Here is a 22,376-nt window from a genome sequence, read left to right on the forward strand (position 1 = left end):
ACGGTGTCTCCGGGCCGCGCGCGCCTGGAGCGCGGATCTCCTGAATGCGAGGTGCGGCGTGTGGGAACGCGAAGCGCTGCTGCGGATTGACGACGACGCGCGATCGCGCGTGCGCGCCGGCGTGATGCACGCCTCGCCGGTCGCGGTCGGCCCGGCCGGCGAGGCGCTCGTCGCCGAGATGGAGACGACCGCCTCCGCCCTGCTGTCGGCGCACGCCGGTCAAGCGCCCGGCGGGATCCCCGGTCTCGCGGCGGCGCGCGATCTGTACCGCGCCTTCGGGATGGACCCGACGCACACACGCCCCTCGTCGGAGGCGCTCCTGCGCCGCGTCCTGCAGGGGAAGGGGCTGCCGCGCATCCTGAACGCCGTGGATCTCTGCAACCTGTGCGCGCTCCGCTTCCTTCTGCCGATCGGCCTGTACGACGCCGACCGCGTCGATCCGCCTGTGACCCTGAGGCGCGGCCGCCCCGGGGAGACATACGCCGGCATCCGCAAGGACGAGGTCCACCTGGAGGGACGGCCGGTGCTCGTCGACGCACAGGGGCCGTTCGGGAACCCGACCTCCGACTCCCTGCGCACGTCGGTCACGCCGTCGACCCGCGCGCTGGTCATGGTGATCTTCGCGCCGTCCGGCTACGCGGCGGACGCGCTGAAGGAGCACGTCCTCGAAGCGGGGGCAGGCGCGACCCGTCACCTGGGCGACACGGCCGCGGTCGTCACGTCGTGCGACCTGGTCCCGGGCGAATGACCCGGGCGGGCGGTCAGCGCCCTTTCTTGGGAGCGGGGCTCGGCGCCGGCTTGGGCATCTCCTTCGCCGCATCGATGTTGATCGTGATGTCGACGTCGTCCCCCAGGACGGCGCCGCCCCCTTCGACCACGTCGTTCCAGGCCACGCCGAAGTCCTGCCGGTTGATCCGGGTGTGCGCCTCGAAGCCGCCGCGGTATCCGCCGCCGTAGCCGGGGCCGAAGCCGAGGACATCGACGTCGAGCACCACCGGCTTGGTGGTGCCTCGGATGGTCAGGTTGCCGGCGACCTGCAGCTTGTTCGGCGCGACCTGCTTCACCGACACGGACTGGAAGGTGATCTTCGGGTTCTTGGCGACGTCGAAGAAGGCGTCGCTGCGCAGGTGCTTGTCGCGCGCCGGCTCGTTGGTGTCGACGCTGCCGGCATCGATCGCCACCTGCACGGTGCTCTTGGTCCAGTCGTCCCGGTCCATGACGATCTTCCCCTCGAGCTTGGTGAACCGCCCCGGCACCCGGCTGAACAGGTGCCGGATGGAGAAGGTGACGGCGCTGTGGGCCGGATCGATCGCGTACGTCTCGGGGGCGGCGACGGCCGGTGTGACGGCCAGGCCCAGGGCCGAGACGGCGAAGGCACCCAGTGCCAGGTTGCGGACGGCGTTGAATCTGTTCATCGTCGTGCATCCTCCTTGTGGGGGCGGGAATACTACAACAGCCCTGCCCGGTTGAACAGGCGCTCTTCAGACGGTCGCCGCGGCGGCGAGGTTTCGGCTCAATTCAGGTGGCGTCCGCCGTCCACACGGAGACATTCGCCAGTGACGAACCCGGTCTCGACCATAAACAGCACCGCGCGGGCTATCTCCTCCGGGCCGCCCCAGCGTCCGAGCGGGGTCACGCGGCGCACGGCGCGATCGGCCTTGGCGCTGAACCCCGGCGGCTTGAGGATCGGTCCCGGTGCGACGGCGTTCACCAGGATCTCGGGGGCCAGCTCCAGCGCCAGGCTCTCGGTGAGGCCGATCACGGCGGCCTTGGCGACGTAGTACGGCAGGTAGCCGCGGTAGCGCGGCCGGCCGCTGCGCGGCAGCCAGTCGGCGAACAGGACGATCCGCCCCGCTCCCGCCTTCTTCATCAGCGGCGCCGCCTGCCGCGCCAGGTGGAAGGCGCTCGCCAGATCGACGTCCAGGTTGGCGCGGAAGGAGCGCTCGTCGATCTTCGCGAACGGCACGCGGTCGTACACCGACGCCATGCAGACGAGGATGTCGGGGCCGCCGAGCTTCGCCTTCACGGCCCGCACCGCCGCGGCCGCCCCCGACGCCCTCGACAGGTCCGCCTTGACGATCAGGGAGCGCGACCCGAGCGAGCGCACCCGCCCGGCCGCCTCTTCGGCGCTCGCGCGCGACCGGTTGTAGGTGAGGGCGACGTGGCAGCCGCGCCGGGCGAGTGCTGTGGCGACTTCCTGCCCGATGCGGGCGCCTCCGGCGATCAGCGCCACGCGGTCCTTGGGATCCATGCGCAGCCTCAGGAGACGGGGGGTGGCGCGGCCGCGCCCGCCGCCGCCGTCCCGGTGGCGTGCGCCCCCGCGGCGCCGTCGATCGGCGGCCGCTTCAGGTGCCACGAGGTGATCCCCTGGAAGAAGCGGGCGAGGGAGATCCCCTTGTCCTCCTCGAAGGCGGAGGTCATCGCGGTGAGGCTGGCCGGCATTCCGTCGGCGCCGAAGCCGCACGGCACGGCGATCGCCGGCAGGCCGCACAGGTTCCCCGCGCCGCCGACCGGATCGGACCAGGCGATCTCGTTGAAGTCCTTGTCGAGCGGGAAGGCGGTGTATCCCTCCCCCGGATAGAGCAGGACGTCGTAGCGCGCGAAGAGATCGGCCATCGCTTTCTGGCACACCGTGCGGACGCGCTGCGCCTTGACGAAGTCGGGACCGCTCACCGCCCGCGCCACCACGAACGCCAGCGGCGCGTCCGGGCTGACGAGCTTGCGGGCCCCGCCCGACGCATGGAGATCTTCGAAGGCGGTCGCGACCTCGGCCGTGAGGACGATCGAGGCGGCCGCCTCGAACGGGAGGTCCGGGAGCTTCGCCTCCTCGAGACGCGCGCCGGCGCGCCGCAGATCGTCCAGGGCGGCGAGGAACGCCTTCTCCACCGACTTGTCCCCCTGCTTCTGGAAATCGAGGCGCAGCCAGCCGATCTTCATCTTCTTGACTGCGGCCGGGTCCGAGGGCGGGGCCGGCTTCTCGTCGGCGGAGTACGGGTCCTCCGGATCGTGTCCCTGGATCCGCTCGAGGACGATCTCGCAGTCGCGCGCCGAGCGCGCCATCGGCCCGAGCTTGTCGAGCGTCCACGACAGCGCCATCGCCCCCTGTCGCGACACGCGGCCGAAGGTCGGGCGCAGGCCGGACACGCCGCAGAACGACGACGGGCAGATGATCGAACCCCAGGTTTCCGACCCGATGGCGAACGGCACGAGGCCGGAGGCGACGGCCGCCCCCGAGCCGGAGGACGAGCCGCAGGTCCAGCGATCGAGTCCCCAGGGATTGTGCGCCGCGCCCTGCAAAGAGGACTCCCCCTTCGAGTAGCCCAGGCCACCGGCCAGCTCGATCATGGCCAGCTTGCCGAGGAGGACCGCGCCCGCGGATTCGAGCCGCCTGACGATCGCCGCGTCACGGTCGAACACCTGGTCTTCGTAAGGCTTCGCCCCCCAGGTCGTCCTGGTCCCTTTGGTCGCGACCAGGTCCTTGACGCCGTACGGGATGCCGTGCAGCGGCCCGCGATCCTTGCCGGCGGCGATTTCGCGCTCGGCCTGCCTGGCCTGCCCGAGGGCGAGGTCGGCCGTGACCGTGGCGAAGGCGGAAAGCTTCGGGTTCAATCTCTCGATGCGCGCGAGATACGCGCGGGTCAGCTCGACCGGAGAGACCTGCCGGGCCCGCACCATCTTCGCCAGGTCGGTGACCGGCTTGTACAGGACCTCGTCACCGAGCATGGGGCCGCCTCGTCCTGAGTGCCGTGAACGTGCCGCTCGGCGGGACGTCGTTGGTCAGCTTGAAGTCGCGGATCTCCTTGAGCGACTGCTCAAGCTGCGCCACCTGCTTCCTGACCTTGCGACGCTCCTCGCCCGTGAGCCCTTCCTCGTCGCGGGCCAGGAACCGCCCGAGGGCCGAGTCCTCGGGCTCGGGCGTCGGCGACGGGGCCGGATCCTGCGCGGCGTGCGCCTCCCTGATCCCGAACAGCGATCCGAGCCGTGCGACCGACGCGGCGAGCGCCAGGACGGGTGCTCCGACGACGGCGCCGGCGACGGCCCTGCGCGACAGCTTCATGTCCCCTCCTATTTTTCCGACACCCGCTTCACGAACTCGCCGGTGGTCGTGTCCACCAGCACCGTCTCCCCCCCCTCGAGGTAGACGGGAACTCTGATCTGCGTGCCGTTCTCGAGGGTCGCCGGCTTCGTCACCTTGCCGCTCGCCATGTCGGAGCGGCCGCCCGGTCCGGTCTCGGTGACCCTGAGCTCCACGAACTGAGGCAGCTCGATGCCGACCACGTTCCCCTGGAACACGATCGAGCGCAGCGTGACCCCTTCCCGCAGCCAGCGCACGGTGTCCTGCATCATGGAGCGGTCGAGATGGAACTGCTCGAACGATTCCTCGTCCATGAAATGGAACGCGTCGCCGTCGGCGTACATGAACGTGATCTTGCGGCGCTCCAGGTCCGGCTCCTCAAACTTCTCGCCCGACTTGAACGTCATGTCGAGCACCTGGCCGGTGATGACGTTCCGCCCCTTGATCCGCACCAGGGTTGCCGAGCCGCGCGCGGACGGAGTCTGCACGCTGTACTCGATGATGATGTAGGGCTGTCCCTCCACCTGGATCGCCAGCCCCCTCTTGAAATCCGAGGTGGTCAGCATCAGGGCGTCTCCGGCCGGAAGATCAGAAAATAGTGGTACGGCAGGAAGGTCTTTTCGTCCGCCAGGCCGAAGCCCGCCTGCTTCATCTCGTCCACCACGAACTCCCTCGGCAGCTTGTGCTCCGGCGGCGGCCCCACCGGCAGCGGCCGCTTGTGGAAATCGATGATCACGATCCTCCCGCCGGGGGCGAGGACCTCCTTCATCCTGTGGAAGTAACGCACCCGGTCGTCGATGTGGTGATAGGTGTCGACGACCAGCACGCAGTCGGCGCGGCCGGGGGGCACGAACGGCTCCTGGGGCAGGGCCAGGACCGGCACGACGTTGGCGGTCCCCTCCTGCAGGGCGCGCTCGCCGAGGTGGCGCACCATCTCAGGCTCCGTGTCGATCGCAAGGACCATCCCGCCGGGAGCCACCGCTTTCGACAGACGCTTCTCGAAGTAACCGGTGCCGGCGCCGAGGTCGGCCACGATCTGCCCCGGCTTGAGGCCGAGGGCCAGCACCACCTCCTGCGGCTTCTGCCACTCGTCCCGCTTCGGGTCGTCGAAGATGCGCGTCCACTTCTCGACCCCCTTGAACGGCTCGTGGGAGGTCGCGTCATGCGGTGACTGCGTCGACTGCGCCGTCGCCGGCGCGTTCCACGCGGCCGCGCCGGCCAGGAGACCGAGGAGCGCCGCCAGCAGCAGCGGGCGCCGCGCTCTCCTGCCCCTCATCCCTGCTTGTCGTTGGCGATCTCGAGCGCCAGGTTGGCGAGGCTGCCCGCGAAGGTCACGAGCTGCTCCACCTCGATCTCCTCGTTCGGCTGGTGGTACGTCGCCTCGTCTCCGGGGGACCAGCCGACCGCGTCGACTCCCATCAGCACCAGGTCCTTGGCGAAGGTGCCGCCGCCGCTGCCGACGACCTTGGCGTCGGGCGCGTGCCTCAGGATCCGCTTCACGATCGGCGCGTCCGGCGACACCTCGCAGGGCTTCGCGTCCTGCAGGATTTCCACGGCGAATTCCGCCGCCGCGACCTCGCCCGGCCCCCAGATCGATTCGCCGGCGATCACCTGGATCTCCTGGCGGATCCCTTCGGCCGTCTGTCCCGGGACGTAGCGGATGTCGAGCGTCGTCTCGCAGTCGGCCGGCACGGCGTTCGGGGCCACCCCGCCCCGCACCAGGCCGACGTTGATCGTCGGCCCGCCCAGGACCGGATGGGCGCGGTAGCGCAGCCTCACGTTCTGCAGGGCGACGAGGAAGCGGGCCATGGCGTTGATCGCGTTCACCCCCTTGGCCGGCTCCATGGCGTGCGCCTGCTTGCCGCGCGTCTTCACCTTCAGGAGAACGCGCCCCTTCTCGGCGACGTTGATCTCCTTCATGTTGCCGGCGATGTCGGGGATGACCGCGTCGGTGCAGTGGATGAGCCCCTGCTCGATGAGGTACGGAAGCCCCACTCCGACGCCGACCTCCTCGTCCCCGACCGCGCCGAAGGTGAACGCTCCCTGGATCCGGTCGGCGTGCGTGTTGAGGATGCGCAGCGCCGCGAAGGCCGCGACGAGCGGCCCCTTGTCGTCCAGGACACCGCGTCCGTACAGCTTGCCGTTCTTCTCGAACGGCTCGAACGGCTTGAACTTCCAGTCCGAGGGGGCGCCGCTCGGCACCGTGTCGGTGTGCAGCAGGACCAGCATGTGCCGGTATCCCGGCAGCCCCTTGCCGACCGTCGCCAGAAGACAGTCGCGGCCCGGGACCTTGGCGTGCGTCGTGTACCGCACGCCCATCTTCTTCAGCTCCTCCGCCAGGACCGCGACGACCTTCCCCTCCTGCCCCGGCGCCGTCATGCCGTCCGGACCGCCGCCGGGGAAGTCCTCCGGGAAGTAGTTCACCGTGCGCTCGCGGCAGACCCGTATCGTGAGGTCGACGATGAAGGAGCGGAGGGTCCGCGCCTCCTCGAGCGACACCCGAGGATCGGGAAGAGAGGTACCGGCTGTCATGGTGGGCGAGAGCCTACCCCAGGATTCCGCCCGGATCAAGGCGCCAGCCCCTGAAACCCTCTATCGTCGCGGGCGGCGTGCGGCCGCAGCGGCGTGGCTCATGCTCGCTCGCGCGGCGTAGTGGGAGCCCTGCCGGCGCGCCTGGCGCGGCTCGAAATCGCCACGCCGCTGCGGCTCGCCCGCCGCCATGACCGAGAGCACCGCCGGGTACTGCCTTTGGATCCGTGAGCCGAATTTCGAGCAGTACGCACACCTTGAAGATCCTTGCAAAGAATTCCGCTCTGGCTCGTGGAGAGAATTCCGGCGGTGCGGGGACGGACACACCGCGGCGTGGCGATTTCGAGCCGCGCCATGCGCGTGAGCCGAGCATCGTCTAACCCGCGCGAGCGAGTATGAGCCACGACGCTGTGTGTCCGGCCCCTCGGGCTCAGGAGGGCCTCCCGGGGATCGTTCGGAAGACGATGTCGACGACATTGCGGACGTACTGCTCGTCGGCGATTCCTTCGGTGGCGTCGGGGGGAAACTCGACAAGGGCGCGGAAATGCGCCGCTATGTCGCGGAACAGATCGACGCGCGCCCGCGGGGCCAGCCGGTCGCGGCGCAGGAGCGCCTGCAGGGCCAGGGCGGCCTCCTCCGGGGTGACGCGGTGGCGCAGGCGCGCCGCGAGGACGGAGTGGCCGCGCAGCGAGTTGTATTTGCCGGCCAGGACCTGATCGAGATCCGGCTCCTGGACCGGCGGGGTCCTGACCACCACGGTGTTGGCGGCGTAGTCGCCGAGGCGCTGGGCGCGGCGTGACACCAGGAGGGCGGCGCCACCGACCATGTAGAAGACCGGCAGGGCGTCCACGAAGCGCAGGAGGTTGCGCACCACGATCTGGCTGAAGGTCAGGCGCAATCCCTGCTCGTCCAGGACGCGCAGCTTCAGGAGGCGTTTCCCGAGGGTCTGCCCGCGCCAGAACCACTCGGTGACGATGCCGTAGCCGATCGAGACGGCGAAGTAGGCGAGGGTCGCGAACGCGGCGGCGATGTCGACGCTGAAGACGCCCATCCACCCGGCCAGGCTCGCCGCCAGGCCGCCGATGGCCGAGATGCAGGCCAGGTCCACGAGCCACGCGAGAAAGCGCGACACCGGCCCCGCCAAAGGCAGGGTGAAGAGGATCCCCTCCGGCGTGCGGATGCGCAGCCGCCCGCTCTTCACGCCGCCGTCCTGCCGGATCGCGCGAGGAACAGCGACAGCAGGGCGGCCTCGAGGATCCCGAACCCGATCTTGAGCGAGTAGGGCAGGACCGGCTCGTGATACTGGGACAGGAACGCCTCGACGAACCCGGCCCAGACGAGGAGCGCCGCCACCCCTCCGACGAGCGCCCCGACGTCCGGCAGGACGCCCCGCAGCCGCGACTTGAGGGGCGTGCGGTCCCCCCAGCCGATCAGCGCCGAGGCCAGGACCAGCCCGGCCTGTCCCGCGATGAGGAAGGCCGGTATCTCCGCCGCGCCGTGCGGCAGGAGCCAGCCGAGGAGGAACTTCGTCTGCCCGTCCCGCACGTAGTCGAGCACGACCGCCCCGAGCGAGACGCCGTTGTAGAAAAGGAGGATCGAGGTTCCCAGACCCCAGGTCATGCCGAGCGCCAGGCAGAAGATCGCCACCTGCGTGTTGTGCGTCATCAGGGCGGCCGAGAACGTCGACTTCGACCCGCGCAACCGATCGCGCAGCGAGCCCTCCTCCCTCCGCACCCGTTCGAGGGGGCTCTCGCGCAGATCGGGGAACGGCATGAGGGCGCTCTTCGCCTCCGCGTCGAGCACGACGGCGGCGCCGCCGAGGATGCCGCCGCCCAGCGTCAGAAGCACCGCGACCGAGAAGGCCCGGGCGTGCGCGCGGAAGGCGCGCGGAAACGTGACGGCGAAGAAGCGCCAGGGGGTGAAGCGGTGCGGGCGCAGGCGTGTCTCGTGGATCTCCCCGTACGCCCGCGACACGAGCGACTCGAGGTAGCGCCTTATCTCCGGCTCGGCGGAGAAGGTCGCCACGCGTGCCAGGTCGGCCGAGGCGCGCTGGTAGAGGAGGTGCAGGCGCAGCAGGCCGTCGAGATCCGAGCGTTTCGCGCTGTCGGATTCCAGGCGCTTGAGGGCCGCCTCGAGCTCGAGCCAGCGGGGTCGCTCGGCCTCGATGAAGCGCTGCAGATCGATGATCACAGGACCTGCCGTCTCTTCACGCCCACATAGCGCGTCACCAGGTCGGCGCTCAGGGTCTCGCGATCCAGGAGCATGAATGTCGCGCCGCACGTCTTGAGGACCTGCGCCAGTTCCTGCAGGTCGTGCCAGATGATGTGCCCGGCCAGGGCGCGGTACAGGTCGTCGGACGACGCGACGGCCGGGTCGGAGAACACAGGGCGTGCCCCCGCGGGTCGCAGCATCCCGACGAGGACGAGGTGGTGCCGGCCCAGGACCTGAAGCCCCTTGATGAAGCTCTCGGCCAGGACCGCGTCCCCGAGGTCGGTCAGGAACAGGAGAAGCGCACGCCGCCGCAGCCGCAGGCGCAGGAACGCGGCGAGATCCTCGAAGTCGGGCGTGACGATCCGCGGCGCGAGCGTGTAGATCGCCTCGCGGCAGGCGTCGTAGTGCGCCTTGCCCCGCCCCGCGCGCAGGAAGGAGAGCACGCGATCGCTGAACGCCACGAGGCCGAACAGATCCCCCTGGCGCTCCGCGGCCAGGGCCAGGACCAGGGCCGAGGTGATGAAGCGCTCGAGCGCCGCGCCGGGCGGCGTCCCCGAGACGCGCGCCGACAGGCGCGATGCATCCAGCACGACGTAGACCTCCTGCGTGCGCTCGATCTGGAACACCTTGGTGACCGGAAGCCCCCGCTTGGCCGTCGCCTTCCAGTGGATGTCGTCGAAGCCGTCTCCCGGGATGTACTCCCGCAGCTTCTCGAAATCGCGCCCCTTGCCGACCTGCCGCTGCGCGTGCACCCCCAGCCCGCCGCGGCGCAGGAACAGGGCGGCGACGTTCCGTCCCTCCGACATGAGATTCGGGTAGACGCGCAGCTCCGAGCGGGACGGGGATCTCCGGCGCACGTCCCAGAACCCCAGGGGGGAGGTGTCCTCCAGATGCCCGCCGCGCAGGACGTGCCTGCCCCGGCGGCGCGGCGTGCAGGACCAGACGAGTCGCGACACGAGCACCCCCTCGGGCAGCTCGGCGAGACGGTCGTCGTCCGGGGTCGTGATGTCGGGCGGGAACTCCAGGCCGATGCGCACCCGTCGTCCGCGGCGGGACTCGTTCCTGACGAGGACCTCCAGGGTCCCCGGGCGATCGACCGTCAGGCGCGCGAGCGCCGGCAGCTCGACGGCGACACCGCGGAGCCGCCCCCGCGAGGCGAGGGCGTCGACGGCCGCCACCAGCACGAACGCCGCGAAGATTCCGAATGCGGCGGTCGAGGCCGGCGGCCCCGCGGCGGCGAACGCCAGCGGCACCGCGAGCGCTGTGGTCCACGCGAACAGTCTCGGACGCGGGACGATCATGGGGCCGCGGTCATCTCGGCACCGCCACGTCCTGCAGGATCCGGCCGATGACCTCCCCCAGCGCGAGCCCCTCGATCTCGAATTCCGGACGCAGGATGATTCGGTGCTCGAGGACAGCGTAGGCCATCGTCCTGATGTCGTCGGGCGTGACGAAATCCCGTCCGTCGAGGGCGGCGTGCGCGCGGCTGGCGAGGAGGAGCGCCTGCGTGGCGCGCGGGCCGGCGCCGACGAGAACCGATTCGTGCTCGCGCGAGCGCCTCACGATGTCCACGACGTAGGCCAGGAGATCCTCGCGCACGGTGAGCGTCTCGAGCGACCTGCGGAGCCCCTCCAGGACCCCGGGGCCGACGACCGCCCGCACCTTGCCGGCCGCGAGCGTCCCCTCGGGCGACTCGTCCGACAGCGTCCGCCGGGCCAGCGCCAGCTCCTCCTCGCGTTCCGGACACCCCATCGTGATCTTCAGCATGAAGCGGTCCTTCTGCGCCTCCGGCAGCGGGTACGTCCCCTCGTACTCGATCGGGTTCTGCGTGGCGAACACGGTGAAGCCGTCAGACAGGCGGTGGGTCTCGCGATCGATCGTGACCGTCCTCTCCTGCATCGCCTGCAGGAGCGCCGATTGAGTCTTGGCCGGCGCGCGGTTGATCTCGTCCGCCAGGAGGAAGGTCGTGAAGATCGGACCCCGGATGAGCGCGAACTCGCCGGTCTTGAGATTGAAGACGTTCGTCCCGGTGATGTCGGCGGGCATCAGGTCGGGAGTGAACTGGATGCGGCCGAACTCGCATCCGAGGACGCGGGCGAGCGTGCGCACCAGGAGCGTCTTGGCGACGCCGGGCACCCCCTCGACGAGGGCGTGGTGCCCCGTGAAGATGGCGATGAGCGCCCGGTCGATCGCCTGGTCCTGCCCGATGATCACCTTCCCCACCTCGCCCCGCGCCTCCTTGAGGACGTCCAGGAGCGTGCCGCCGTCAACGTTCATAGGTGACCTTCATCTCCTGCAGGGTCCGGCTGATGCGCCGGTAGCCTTCGACCGGATCGGCCGCTTCCTCGGTCATCCTCTCCAGGGCCGCGACCAGGTCCGGCCGGCGCCTCTGGAAGGTCCTGTTCCACACCGTCCGGCAGACGCTCATGACGTCGGAGGCCGGGATCCCTCTCCTCAGGATTGTCACGAGCCCCGCCGCGGCGTCGCGACCGGTCACGGCCTCACCGGTCCCAGCGTCCTTCTCCTCGCGCGGCGGGAGGAACGGGACCGAGGCGCGCCACACGAACAGGACGGCGGCGAGCAGGATCGCGGCCACAGAACCGTGCAGCCCGTAGCGGCGCATGAGCGAGGCGACGCCCTGCCGATCGACGACGCCGAGATGCGTCTCGTCGAACACGACGGTGCGGTTCGTTCCGACGAGCCAGGAGACGAGCGGTCCCTTCGGATCCCGGCTCAGCGACTCGTTGCTCAGGACGAACGAGTCGGCCGACAGGACCAGGCTCCCCCTCCCGAGATGTCTCTCGATGAGGACCGGCCGCCCGGCGCGGACATAGATCACCCTCCAGTCCGCCGCCAGATCGGTGAAGCAGAGCGTCGTGTGCCACGGCAGCGTTTCAGGAAGGTCGGGAGCGACGGACGGCCCGGACGCGCGGCGCGCCACGTCGGCCACCGGCTCGTGATCCTCGTCCTCGGGCAGCGGCGCATGCTCCACCTTGAAGCCGAGGATTCTGTTGAACGTCTGACGCCTGGGCTGGTCCAAGACCGGGTCGTCATCCGCCGGAGGCTCGAGGCGCGTCTTGTCCGTCTCGTCCTCCTTCGCCGACTTCGCGTCGCCGACCGGCGCCACGGCGATCACCGCGCGCGCCCCCTGCCGGACGAGCGCCTCGATCTCCAGGTCGTCGTCGGAGGCGTCGGAGTCGAGATGGAGCGGCGATGCCCCCAGGAGGAAGAGCGTCTCGTCGGGATCCTCCCACAGGTGGCTGAGCGGCGCGGTGTTTCTGCGCACACGCAGCCCGTCGATCTCGCGCAGCCCCTCCATCAGGATGCGGGCGCCGAAGGGATCCGAGCGCAGCGTCGAGTAGCGTGCGTAGACGTCTCCCTGCGCGGCGCGCAGGGCCAGGAGCCGCGCCACGCCGAGGCCGAGGACGCCCAACAGGGCGAGGAGCATCCCCGCCTGCAGCCTACTCCTGAGCATGGGCCTGCATCCTCTGGAGATTGGCGGTGACGATCCGCACGGTCTCGACCGTCGCCTCGTGACGGCCGTACCAGACCCGCTCGAACTGCGTCACGCTGTCCGCGAACGGCGCGCCCAGGTCCGGCCCGCCGCGCCCTCGACGGCGCAGCTCGGCCTGGTAGTCGCGGTTGGACTTGAACCGGGCCAGCGTCAGGAGGCCGCGCGCCGCGAGGAGCGACAGGCAGGCCAGGTACAAGGCCCGCACCGCCGCGCGGAGGTCCCCCTGACGGCTCAGCTCGCGCGCGAGATCGATCCATCTCTCGGCCGGCAGGTCCGCGGCCGAGCCGTCATCGACCGACACGTCGGGGATGGCCGGCACCGCCTCCGCGATCGTGACGTCCGGTGACGCAGCCCTTCTGCGCGATCGCCAGAAGAAGAGGGCGGCGGCGCAGGCCACGGCCGCCAGCAGGATCGCCAGGAGTCCCTGGACCGAAGTCAGCCAGCCCATCCCCTCGCCGGTTCTCCCGTCCGGGCGGGCGCGACGACCCGCGAGCCGCACCAGCCTCTCCATCAGGTCTGCGATCCATCCGAAGAACGACTTGAGCGCGGTCAGGGTCGTGTCGGCGACGTCCTCGAAGAAGCGTGCCAGGATCCCCTTCTTCTCCTCCGGCAGCGGCGCCTCGGGCCTGCGCCAGTCGAACTCGCGTCTCCGGATCACCTGCCGGATCGCGCGATCGATCTCGTCGGCCGGCAGGTTCCGCGAGGGGGCCGCCGGGCCCGTCCCCGCGACGGACCAGCCGGAGGTGAAGCCCCCCGCGTCGAGGGCGAGAAGCAGGAGGATGATGGCGGCCGCGCGCCGCGGCGCCTTCGAGACAGAGCGCAGATCCGACCTGAGATCCTCGCCGGTCGTCAGCGAGTCCCCGTGAAAGCAGCGCACGGCATACGCCGCCTTCGTGACGGGGGCCACCGCCAGATAGGTGAGCCCCCAGGCGATCAGGAAGAACGTCGTGTTGAAGAGGGCCGCGGGGCTGCGGCTGAAGGCGGTCTCGATCCCGAACAGCGTCCTGAGCAGGAAAGGGGTCATGAAGATGGCGGCCGACACGTTGAGGAAGACGAAATATCCCAGCAGGAACAGGATCAGGAGGATCGCGTGGTTCTGCCGCGGCCAGAGCGCCGCGTGCCGCCTGGCCGCCGCGGCGTCGCCGGTGACGGCGAGGCTCTGATAGAAGGCGTAGGCCCAGCCGTACGGCAGCAGGATGAAACCGGCGAACGGCAGGACGAAGAGGGAGGTCGGCTGCAGCGCCGCCTGCGTCAGGAGGTGCCGGGCCCACCCGGAGGGCGGGAGCGGCTCCGGACGTCCGGCCAGCCGTCGCCGCAGCGCGCGCGCGCAGACGGCCTGCCAGGACTTCATCCAGACGTAGAGCACGGCCAGGAGGAGCGCGTCCTCGGCCACGTGGCGGCGCGCCAGGGCGCTCCGTCCCATGTCCATCCAGAAGAACAGGAATCCGAGGACGAACGGCACGCTCCCCACGTAGAACGACAGAAGCACCCCGGCCGGTGCTGTGCGGAGAAGGTGGAACGATTCGTCGAGGACCTCGATCGCCCCCGGGGATGGCACGGCCCCGCCGGACCCGCGTCTCATGGAGGGCCCGGCACGCCCGTACCGCGGGACGTCTCGTGGAAGGCGTCGGGGAGCGACGACAGGAATTCGCCCACCATGTAGAAGAAGAACCACGCGGCGAAGATCCCGACGAGGATCTGGCCCGCGCGCGCGACCGCCTGGAACGACTTCCGCCCGCGCTCCGCCCCGGCCCCGGCCAGGCGCCCGAGGCAGGCGGCGCAGATCGCCCGATCGCCGTGCTCGGTGACGCACTCCCGGCAGAAGAACCGGCGGCACTCGGGGCAGCGCGCCGCCGCCTCCCGCCGCGCGTGCACGACGCAGCGTGCCCGGGTCAGGTCGGGAGCGTCTGCCACGTGTTCCCTCTCGTCGAAGCGAGACGTCTGTGCAGCAGAAGGCCCCAGACACCGAGAGTCAGCCAGCCGAGGCTGCTCAGGAACGCCGACACCTTGTAAAGGGAGTTGCTCCGTACCCGCTCGATGATCGCCAGGGGGGTGAGGGCTCCGGTCTCCAGCATCTTGAACACCATCACAACACCCGTGACGATCCCGAGGGTCATGATCGCCACCTCGAATCCGAACGCGGTCCACGCGAAGGTCTTGATCGACGCCGGCAGATCGCTGTGGTGCTGGCGGGCCAGGGCCGCGACCAGGCAGGCCATGCGGCCGAGAAAGACCACGCTGAGCGCCACGCTCAGCACGACGTGGAAATAGAGAACCGGGACCACACCCGCGACCGCCGAGAACAAAAGAGCGTAAGCCAGCGCTTCGTGCGCCCGCCCCGTGTCGTGCCGCGTCGTGCGCTCCCGGCCGACGATGGGCGGCTGCGCGGCGACGGGCGGTGCCGTCGCGGAGGGCGCGGCCGCGGGCGTGAAGCCCTCCAGATCGGCAGCCTCCCGGGCGCGGGCCAGCCTGTCGTCGGGCGTGAGCGTCCCTTGCTCCAGCTCGATGTGCGTGCGAAGACGTTCGAGCACGCGGCGCGCCCTGCGCAGGCGCCCCAGCGGGCGCAGCCGGACCGTCTGGAGCGCCGTGCGCAGCACGCAGCTGCAGCTCGGTCCCAGCGCCACGTTGACGGCGAGCCCCAGGAACAGGAGACCGGAGACGCCGCCCCAGACGACGTTCCACACGGGGCCTGCATCCGCGGCGAATCCGAGGAAGACCAGTCCCAGGACTCCGAGGAGGACGGCCACCCTGCCGGCGCGATCGGTCCTCCGGAGAATGATCGCCTGCACGTCGCGGAAGTAGAATCGCCGGTAGGTCTCGGTGAATCCGCGCAGCTCGACGAGAAGCAGGTGGTCTTCGCCGATCCAGAGACTGTCGGAGCCGAGAGGCGTCCGCCCCCTGCCGGGGAGACGCCGGTATTCCACGGCGCCGGGCGCCGTCACTTCGCCGTCCGCATCTGCGTGACGATCAGGTTGAAGATGAGCACCCAGACGACGATCTCCGCCGAGGCGATGAGCATCGCCAGGACGCACCGGATCCTGGCTTTGTGCACCAGGCTGCCGGGAGCGCGCAGGGCGCGCGCCGACAGGAACACCGCGACCGGGGCCGTGACCAGCGTCGGATAGAAGAACAGGAGCAGCGGGTAGAGCGCCACGGCCATCGCGATCCGATCGTGACAGGTCCGCTGGTTCTCCAGCCGCGGGAACGCGCCCCGTCCACGCGCGCTCTCCAGGCACGGCGCGCAGTAATGCGTGCCGTTCAGGTCCAGGTCGCACAGCGCGCACAGGAAGCGTCCGCACGACTCGCACGGAACGACGGCGCGCTTCTTCGGATGGTAGAAGCACGCCGATTCCTCGTCCGTGAGCAGCGTCTCGCCGGGGCGGCCCGATTCGAGAGGCCGGTACAGGGCGGGGAACACGCTGATCTCGAGCGTCGCGCCGCACCCCGGGCAGCGCACCGATCCCGGGCCCGCCAGGGCTTCCATCGACAGGGAGGCCCGGCAGGCCGTGCACAGCAGCATTACGACTTCACCACCCGCGTCTCGCAGATGCGGTCGTGCAGGGCGCGTTTCTCGTCGTCGAAGGCGGCCATGACGAACCCGATGCACAGGGTCAGGTAGGAGATGATCTTGGCGAAGAAGCGCGCCAGGGCGCGGGCGTATCCGATCTTGCTCCCGTCCGGCATCACGACCTTGAGGCCGCAGACCATCTTCCCCGGCGTGGCGCCGAACGCGCCCACGAACCAGGTTTCATAACCGAGGGACAGCACGAACTTGATGAGATTCAGGAGCATCTGCAGGCCGAGCCACCTGAACGAACCGGTCTCCTGCGGCGCGGTCATCATCTTGAGGAAGAGAGGGAACTGCAGGATGAATCCGACCACCCCCATGATGATCCCGTCGATGAGCACGGCCGCGAAGCGGAGCCAGAACCCACCGTACCTGAACTGCTCCGGTGCGATCGCTCCCTCCTTGAGGCCCTGCACGAACGCCGGTTTGCACGTCGCGCACACCCACCGGTCGCCGAACCGGATCATCTCCTCCGGCGCGAAGGCGCGGCCGCATTGGGTGCAGGTCGGGCGTGAAGCGGGAGCGCCGGCGTCCGTTCCAGAGGCGACGGAGCCGTACGCCTGCCAGCCGGCCATCCCCTCGTGCCAGACGAGCGTGTCCGCCCGGATCACGCCCGCCGCGACCTGCAGCTTCAAGTCCTGTTCGCTCAAGGGACCGACCTGGCGCCCTTCTCTGGCGTAATACCAGTTCATCGTCGTCCCTCACCGTACGGCGGCCAGCGTAGCCGCAGCGCTTCCGCCCCGTCAAGCAGACTATAATCCGAGCCCGGTGTCCTCGTCCTCGTTCCGGGCCCAGATCCTCTCCATCGCGCGGCAGCGCTGCCCGAAGTGCCACGAGGGGCACCCCTTCCGCTCGCTCCTGACGATGCACCGCGCCTGCCCGGTCTGCGGGCACGTGTTCGAACGCGAGCCCGGTTACTTCGTGGGCGCCATGTACGTGAGCTACGCCCTGGCGATACCGGCCTATCTCGCGGTGTCGGGAATCCTGGGTCTGCTGCTTCCGGGCTGGTCCGATCTGGCGATCCTGGCGGCGGCGCTGCCGCTGTTCGTTCCGCTCGCGCCGATCCTGTTCCGCTACTCGAGGATCATCTGGATGCATCTCGATCTGGCGATCGACCGGACTGGCTGATCGTGATCGAGGTCATCGAGACCGACCCCATCACGATCGCATCGTTGAAGAAGGCGACCTCGTCCCGGTCTTCCTGGAGCGCGAGGACGTAGAGGAGCGGCAGGTAGTGCTCCGGCGTCGGCACGGCCAGGCGCGCGTCGGGCCCGAGATCGTGGTAGGCCACGAGGGGGGCGTGCTCGCGAGCCAGGATCCTCCTTTTGACCTCGTCATTGAAGCGGACCGCCCAGTCGTAGCCGCCCTCGCGCTTCCAGTCGAGCACCCCCAGGTTGTGCACGATGTCGCCGCTGCCGACGATGAGCACCCGTTCGTCGCGCAGGGCCGCGAGCTCCCCCGCCAGCGCGTAGTGGAAGGCCGCCGGACGGGAGGTATCGAGGCTGAGCTGCACGGTCGGCACGTCGGCGCGCGGGTACATGGCCCGCAGGACGCTCCAGCAGCCGTGGTCGAGTCCGCGTTCGTCGTCGAGGCCGACCGCGACGATGCGCGCCAGCCGGGCCAGCCTCCGGGCCAGGGTCGGGTCCCCAGGGGCGGGGTAGCGGACGTCGAAGAGCGCGCGCGGGAAACCGTAGAAGTCGTGGATGGTCTCCGGGCTTCGGGAGGACGTGACGCGCACACCGGCCGTCTCCCAGTGGGCCGAGACGCACAGGACGGCGGCCGGCGCCGGCAGCCGGCGCGCCGCGTCGGCCCAGCCGCGGCTGAACACGTTGTCCTCGATGGCGTTCATCGGAGAGCCGTGCCCGATGAAGAGGGCCGGCATCCGCAGGCCGTGTGTCTCGACCATCGCGGGCGGGAACTATACTACGCGGCCGATTCGATCGCGAGCGACAGCGCCGCGCCCAGGTCGGAGGCCTTCTGGAACCGCCTCTCGCGGTCGGGGGTCAGGGCGCGCATGATGGCGTCGGAGAGAGGACGCGGCAGTGTGGGATCGATCGTCTGGGGGGCGCGCGGGGGGGCGCCCAGATGCTTCATCAGGATCTCCTGGATATCCTTCCCCTTGAACGGCTCGACGCCGGTGAACAGGTAATAGAGCACCGCTCCGAGCGAATAGATGTCGGTGCGCCGGTCCACCCCCATGGCCTGGATCTGCTCCGGAGACATGTACATGGGCGAACCCACCACGGCGCCGGTCGCGGTCAGCGTATGCCCCGGATTCTCGGGACGGGCGATGCCGAAATCGAGGATCTTGCCGTCGCCGGAGCCGGTCACCAGGATGTTCTCGGGCTTGATGTCGCGGTGCACGATGCCGATCGCGTGCGCCGCGTCGAGGGCGGAGGCGAGCTGCAGGGCGAGGCGCACACGGTCGGCGCGCACCGGCAGAGGCGTGCGGGCCATCCAGCGCGGCAGGGCCATGCCGTCGATGTATTCCATCACGATGAAGCGGTGGTCCTGCCACTTCTCCAGCGTGAAGACGCGCACCACATTCGGGTGGTTGACCTTGCGCGCCGTCTTGATCTCCTGCACGAAGCGGGAGGCGAGATCCGCGCCGATCTCGCCGGCGAGGAACTTGAGGGCGACCGTCTCGTCGAGCTCGGTGTCGCGCGCGCGGAAGATCGTCCCCATTCCGCCCCGTCCGATTTCCGCCAGGACCTCGTAGCGCCCGCCCACGGTGATCCCGGGCACGACCTCCTTGAGCTGCAGCTCGCGCAGGACCGCGGCGGCATCCGGATACCGCTTCCCCTTGTCCTTCTCGAGCAGCCGCAGAATGACCGCCTTGAGGAATTCGGGCAGCGCCCGCTCGCCCGGGCCGGGAAGGGGCACGGGCCCGTGCGCCTGCTGGTGGCCGACGTCGTTCCCCTCGAACGGGGGATGGCCGACGGCCATCTCGTAGAGGATGATGCCGAACGAATAGAGGTCGGACCGCGCGTCCACGCGGTCCTTCAGCAGCATCTCGGGCGGCGTGTACTGGATCAGGCGGCCGGTCGAGAGCTCCTGCGTCGACAGGTCCGTCAGGCGGACCCCCAGTCCGAAGTCGGCGATGCTGACCTTGTCGTCGGCGGTCACGAAGATGTTCTCGGGGCGCAGATTCCTGTGCAGGACGCCGCGGCCGTGCGCGTGTTCGAGGGCCTGCAGGATCTGCCGCCCCATCTCGACCACACGGTTCGCCTCGAAGCGGACCTTCTCGTTGAGGAGCGCCCGCAGCGTCTTCCCCTCGGCCAGCGCGGAGACGATGAACCGGCCGTTCTCGTCTGCCCCGGTGTCGTAGATCGACACGATGTTCGGGTGGCTGAGCTGCGCGGCCTGCGCCGCCTCCTTCAGGAAGCGGTCGGCCTTGCCCGCTTCGTTCGGTCCTTCGTTGATGCGGCGGACGGCGACCCTGCGCCCCAGCGCCGTGTCGACGCCCCTGAACACCTCGCCCAGCTTGCCGGATCCGAGCGACTGCTCGACGCGGTAGCGGTTCGGCTCGGCCCAGCCGCTCTCGGTCTCGGTCTTGCGGGGAGCGCCGCGGGCGCTCAGACGGACGAGCGGCGTCTCCTCCAGGGCCTTCATCCGCTGCAGGGCGTCCTTGTAGGAGTAATCGTACGAGAGGATCTTCTGGTAGACCCCCAGCGCCTCGCGTGGCCTCAGATTCGATTCGTGCGCCAGGGCGAGGGAATAATAGATGATGACGGTGTCGTCGTTGACGTCCTCCTCGCCGATGGCGGCGGCGAACTTGTCGGCCGCCAGCGTGTGCAGCCCCTGCTCGGCGAAGATGCGCCCCAGGAGGAACGACGCCTTGCGGAAATCGCGGTCGTCCTGCGAGACCTTCTGCAGGGCTTTGATGCAGGCGTCGTAGTTCTTCTTGTCGTAGTACAGACGCGCCGCGGCGACCGGGTCCCCGGCCTTCATGTAGACGCGCGCCGCCTCCTCCGTCAGGCCGGCCTTGCGGTACAGCTCGGCGGCGTTCTTGAAGTCGCGGCCCGACTCGTAGATGCGCGCCGCCTCGTCGTGCTTGCCCGCGCGCACGTAGAGGTCGGCCGCCTGGTCGGACTCCCCTTCCTTTTCATACAGGACCGCGGCGCGCAGCGGCTCGCCCGCTTCCTTCCACATCTCGGCCGCCTTGAAGAGGCTGCCCGCCTTCTCGAGAATCTCCGCGGCTTCGCGGTGCTTCCCCTGGCGCGCGAGGATCCCCGCCTGCACCACCGGCCCCAGCGTCGAGATGTCCCGGCCCGACTCCTGCAGGATCTTGAAGGCGTCCTCGGGCCGCTGCAGGCGCAGCAGGATGTCGGCCGCCTTCTCGGCGTGCCCGGCCCGCCGCCACGCTTCGGCCGCCTGGTCGTACATGAGGGCCAGCTCGAAATGAGACGCCGCCTTGTCCGGTCTCTCCAGCTTCGAGTGCAGCTCGCCGCAGTAGCGGTGGTATTTCAGGAGCATCGACCGCTCCGCCTCGGAGCGGAACCCGCCCGGTTCCTGCCGGCTCAACTCCTCGATCAGCTCCTCGAAGATCGATGCGGCCAGCGCCTCCTTGCCGGCCTTCACGTAGAGAATGGCCGCCTTGTCGCGGAACCCCCCCTTGCGATAGTTGTCGGCGGCCGCGGCGAACTGGTCGAGGCCTTCCAGCAGCTCGGCCGCGCGCGCGTACTGGCCGGCCTTGTTGAACAACCAGGCCGCCTTCTCGCGGTTGTCCTGCTTCAGCTCGACCTCGCCCGAGGCGGCCAGGTCGCCGGATTTCAGGTAGTAGAGCGCCGCGTTCGGAAGGTCCCCCATCTCCTCGGCGAGCCGGGCCGCCAGGTCGTAGTGCCCGCCCTCGAGGTACATGTCGTTGGCGCGCTTCCAGTCCCCCGCCAGACGGTAGAAGTCCCCCGCCTGGTCGTAGTTCTCGGCCCGCGCAGCCTGCTTGGCCCGTTTGGAGTATTCAGCGGGTGTCGAAATCGGCGACTCCCCCGTTCGCTGGCCCGCCCGCCCCGGAGACGACACACCTCCTCGTGGCGGACTGCCTCGACGGGTGAATCTAGGGCGCGGAGGGACGGAGCGCCACCCTCCACCGGGCCCCTGCGAGCACGCCCGGGCGGAGCCTTGACAACACTTCCTCCGACCGGATATAGGAGAGCGCAATCGGGGAGATTTCCCGGCAACAAGGAGGGGACTGCCATGTCCCATCTACGTCCCGCGATTCTTGCGATCCTGCTGGCGGTGTTCTTCGGTGTTTGTCTGGCCACGAGCCCGGTATCGGCCGGGGACGAGGGTCAGAAGCGTCTGGATGATGGTCTCCTCGATCCCTCCTGGTTCGGCCCGGGCATCGTGTTCCGGCAGGCCGAGGATATCGATTTCCTCTGGGTGAAGCCGGGATTCAGCATCAAGGGAAGGAAGATCCGCATCGACAAGTGGGCCGACCCCGTGTTTCTTGGCAAGGAGCGCCGGCCCAAGGACTCGGCCAAGGCCGCCGAGCTCACGGAACTCATGCCGACACGGATGCGGGGAGCGCTGGGCGCCGCGCTGGCCGGTTATGCGGAGGTCTCCCGGGATGACGGAGACATCGTGATGACCGGCCGGTTCGTGGACTGCAATACGGGAAGCAAGGCCAAGAAGTTCCTGATCGGAATGGGCGCCGGCCACGCCGACGCGACATGGGACATCAAGATCGTGGACAAGACGAGCGGCGAGGTCCTGGTCGCCATCCATCATCGCTGCGTCAGCGGCACGACGATGTCGGAAATCGACGACAAGATCGCCAAGTGGCTGGAGAAGTTCGGCAAGGCGCTGCACGACGATCTCGCGGCGTCGAACGCGCCCGCAAATTCCTAGTGCCCATCAAGATTCACGCCTGCGCGGCCGTCCTGGCGCTGGCCCTCGCGGCGTCCGCGGTGGCGGCCGTCGAGCCGCAGCGCCTGGACGACGGACGGCTCGATCCCGCCTGGTTCGGCTCCGGGGTGGAGTTCAGGACCACCTCCGTGATCGACTACGTGTGGGTCAAGCCGGGGTTCAGCCTCAAGGGGAAAAAGCTGCGCGTCGAGGAGTGGCCCGAGCCCGTCTTCGTGGCCAAGGAGCGCAGGGCACGCGACGCCGCGAGAGCCTACGAGCTGGCCGAGCAGATGCCGCTGCGGCTCCGCACCGTGCTGCGTCGCAGCCTCCAAGGGTTCGCGGAAGTGACGACGGAAGGAGGGGACCTGGTCCTGAGCGGCCGGCTCGTGGACTATGTCGCCAAGGGGACGATGGGGAAATCGTCTCCGCAGGCCACCTGGGACATCAAGATCACCGACGCGGCCAGCGGCGAGCTCCTCGCCGCGGTTCACCAACGGAAGTTCATTTCGTTCTCGACCGTCGAGGAGCGAATCGACATGTGGCTGGGGAAGTTCGGAGAGGCCCTGCGCGACGACCTGGCGATCGCGGCCTCCGGCGAGCCGGCCTCCTTCTGAGGCACTCCCCCGCGGCCAGGG

Annotated in this window: 23 protein-coding genes; 4 read left to right on the forward strand and 19 right to left on the reverse strand. The window is 69.6% G+C overall.

Annotated elements, in window-relative coordinates; translation table 11 throughout:
- Positions 1-58: 58 nt before the first annotated feature.
- Positions 59-748 carry a phenylalanine--tRNA ligase beta subunit-related protein gene (locus VEW47_16810; protein HYS06844.1) on the forward strand — a complete coding sequence of 230 codons (690 nt, stop codon included), beginning with the start codon at positions 59-61 and terminating at the stop codon, positions 746-748.
- Positions 749-761: 13 nt separating this feature from the next.
- Here the strand turns inward: VEW47_16810 and VEW47_16815 are convergent, their stop codons facing one another.
- The 17 genes from VEW47_16815 to VEW47_16895 all read right to left on the reverse strand — a co-directional run bounded on the left by VEW47_16815 (position 762) and on the right by VEW47_16895 (position 16,589).
- Positions 762-1,415, reverse strand: coding sequence for a YceI family protein (locus VEW47_16815; GenBank protein HYS06845.1), 654 nt, complete (start codon positions 1,413-1,415; stop codon positions 762-764).
- Between the two features lie 98 nt (positions 1,416-1,513).
- A complete protein-coding gene (locus VEW47_16820) occupies positions 1,514-2,251 on the reverse strand; it encodes an SDR family oxidoreductase (protein ID HYS06846.1) in 738 nt (245 codons plus the stop codon).
- 8 nt (positions 2,252-2,259) lie between these two features.
- Positions 2,260-3,723: an amidase gene (locus tag VEW47_16825; GenBank protein ID HYS06847.1), complete on the reverse strand. Its 1,464-nt coding sequence runs from the start codon at positions 3,721-3,723 to the stop codon at positions 2,260-2,262.
- Positions 3,713-4,057 (reverse strand): hypothetical protein, encoded by a 345-nt coding sequence (locus tag VEW47_16830; GenBank protein HYS06848.1) that lies wholly within the window; start codon positions 4,055-4,057, stop codon positions 3,713-3,715. The genes VEW47_16825 and VEW47_16830 overlap by 11 nt, the downstream gene beginning before the upstream one ends.
- An 8-nt stretch (positions 4,058-4,065) precedes the next feature.
- Positions 4,066-4,641 (reverse strand): elongation factor P, encoded by a 576-nt coding sequence (gene efp / locus VEW47_16835; protein ID HYS06849.1) that lies wholly within the window; start codon positions 4,639-4,641, stop codon positions 4,066-4,068.
- Entirely contained in the window at positions 4,641-5,351 is a 711-nt protein-coding gene (locus VEW47_16840) for a methyltransferase domain-containing protein (protein HYS06850.1), read from the reverse strand. The genes efp and VEW47_16840 overlap by 1 nt, the downstream gene beginning before the upstream one ends.
- On the reverse strand, positions 5,348-6,607 hold the full coding sequence (locus VEW47_16845) for a M20/M25/M40 family metallo-hydrolase (GenBank protein ID HYS06851.1): 1,260 nt from the start codon (positions 6,605-6,607) through the stop codon (positions 5,348-5,350). Before VEW47_16845 ends, VEW47_16840 begins: the two co-directional genes overlap by 4 nt.
- Before the next feature lie 427 nt (positions 6,608-7,034).
- Positions 7,035-7,805 (reverse strand): RDD family protein, encoded by a 771-nt coding sequence (locus VEW47_16850; protein ID HYS06852.1) that lies wholly within the window; start codon positions 7,803-7,805, stop codon positions 7,035-7,037.
- The gene (locus VEW47_16855) at positions 7,802-8,794 is read right to left on the reverse strand and encodes a stage II sporulation protein M (protein HYS06853.1); all 993 of its coding nucleotides are present in this window, start codon (positions 8,792-8,794) and stop codon (positions 7,802-7,804) included. The genes VEW47_16850 and VEW47_16855 overlap by 4 nt, the downstream gene beginning before the upstream one ends.
- Positions 8,791-10,116, reverse strand: coding sequence for a DUF58 domain-containing protein (locus tag VEW47_16860; protein ID HYS06854.1), 1,326 nt, complete (start codon positions 10,114-10,116; stop codon positions 8,791-8,793). The genes VEW47_16855 and VEW47_16860 overlap by 4 nt, the downstream gene beginning before the upstream one ends.
- 10 nt (positions 10,117-10,126) lie before the next feature.
- A complete protein-coding gene (locus tag VEW47_16865; GenBank protein HYS06855.1) occupies positions 10,127-11,092 on the reverse strand; it encodes a MoxR family ATPase in 966 nt (321 codons plus the stop codon).
- Positions 11,082-12,290, reverse strand: a complete 1,209-nt coding sequence (locus VEW47_16870; GenBank protein ID HYS06856.1) for a DUF4350 domain-containing protein — start codon at positions 12,288-12,290, stop codon at positions 11,082-11,084. The genes VEW47_16865 and VEW47_16870 overlap by 11 nt, the downstream gene beginning before the upstream one ends.
- Positions 12,277-13,911 (reverse strand): DUF4129 domain-containing protein, encoded by a 1,635-nt coding sequence (locus tag VEW47_16875; GenBank protein ID HYS06857.1) that lies wholly within the window; start codon positions 13,909-13,911, stop codon positions 12,277-12,279. The genes VEW47_16870 and VEW47_16875 overlap by 14 nt, the downstream gene beginning before the upstream one ends.
- The gene (locus VEW47_16880; GenBank protein HYS06858.1) at positions 13,908-14,243 is read right to left on the reverse strand and encodes a rhomboid family protein; all 336 of its coding nucleotides are present in this window, start codon (positions 14,241-14,243) and stop codon (positions 13,908-13,910) included. The genes VEW47_16875 and VEW47_16880 overlap by 4 nt, the downstream gene beginning before the upstream one ends.
- Positions 14,222-15,271, reverse strand: a complete 1,050-nt coding sequence (locus VEW47_16885; GenBank protein ID HYS06859.1) for a hypothetical protein — start codon at positions 15,269-15,271, stop codon at positions 14,222-14,224. The genes VEW47_16880 and VEW47_16885 overlap by 22 nt, the downstream gene beginning before the upstream one ends.
- Complete coding sequence (locus tag VEW47_16890; GenBank protein ID HYS06860.1) at positions 15,268-15,849, reverse strand: hypothetical protein; 582 nt, start codon at positions 15,847-15,849, stop codon at positions 15,268-15,270. Before VEW47_16890 ends, VEW47_16885 begins: the two co-directional genes overlap by 4 nt.
- Complete coding sequence (locus VEW47_16895) at positions 15,849-16,589, reverse strand: RDD family protein (GenBank protein HYS06861.1); 741 nt, start codon at positions 16,587-16,589, stop codon at positions 15,849-15,851. Before VEW47_16895 ends, VEW47_16890 begins: the two co-directional genes overlap by 1 nt.
- A 76-nt stretch (positions 16,590-16,665) precedes the next feature.
- On the opposite strand from VEW47_16895, the gene VEW47_16900 reads away from it, so the two are divergent.
- Positions 16,666-17,025, forward strand: coding sequence for a DUF983 domain-containing protein (locus VEW47_16900; protein ID HYS06862.1), 360 nt, complete (start codon positions 16,666-16,668; stop codon positions 17,023-17,025).
- Here VEW47_16900 and ygiD read toward each other — a convergent pair.
- The gene (gene ygiD / locus VEW47_16905; protein HYS06863.1) at positions 16,982-17,803 is read right to left on the reverse strand and encodes a 4,5-DOPA dioxygenase extradiol; all 822 of its coding nucleotides are present in this window, start codon (positions 17,801-17,803) and stop codon (positions 16,982-16,984) included. The genes VEW47_16900 and ygiD overlap by 44 nt on opposite strands.
- 17 nt (positions 17,804-17,820) lie before the next feature.
- The gene (locus VEW47_16910) at positions 17,821-20,916 is read right to left on the reverse strand and encodes a protein kinase (protein ID HYS06864.1); all 3,096 of its coding nucleotides are present in this window, start codon (positions 20,914-20,916) and stop codon (positions 17,821-17,823) included.
- A gap of 174 nt (positions 20,917-21,090) precedes the next feature.
- On the opposite strand from VEW47_16910, the gene VEW47_16915 reads away from it, so the two are divergent.
- Together VEW47_16915 and VEW47_16920 are read left to right on the forward strand one after the other, a co-directional pair.
- Complete coding sequence (locus tag VEW47_16915) at positions 21,091-21,744, forward strand: DUF4410 domain-containing protein (protein HYS06865.1); 654 nt, start codon at positions 21,091-21,093, stop codon at positions 21,742-21,744.
- The gene (locus VEW47_16920) at positions 21,744-22,355 is read left to right on the forward strand and encodes a hypothetical protein (GenBank protein HYS06866.1); all 612 of its coding nucleotides are present in this window, start codon (positions 21,744-21,746) and stop codon (positions 22,353-22,355) included. The genes VEW47_16915 and VEW47_16920 overlap by 1 nt, the downstream gene beginning before the upstream one ends.
- Positions 22,356-22,376 lie beyond the last annotated feature (21 nt).

The organism is Candidatus Dormiibacterota bacterium, from assembly GCA_035635555.1.
In the GTDB taxonomy this organism is placed as follows: domain Bacteria; phylum Acidobacteriota; class Polarisedimenticolia; order Gp22-AA2; family Gp22-AA2; genus Gp22-AA3.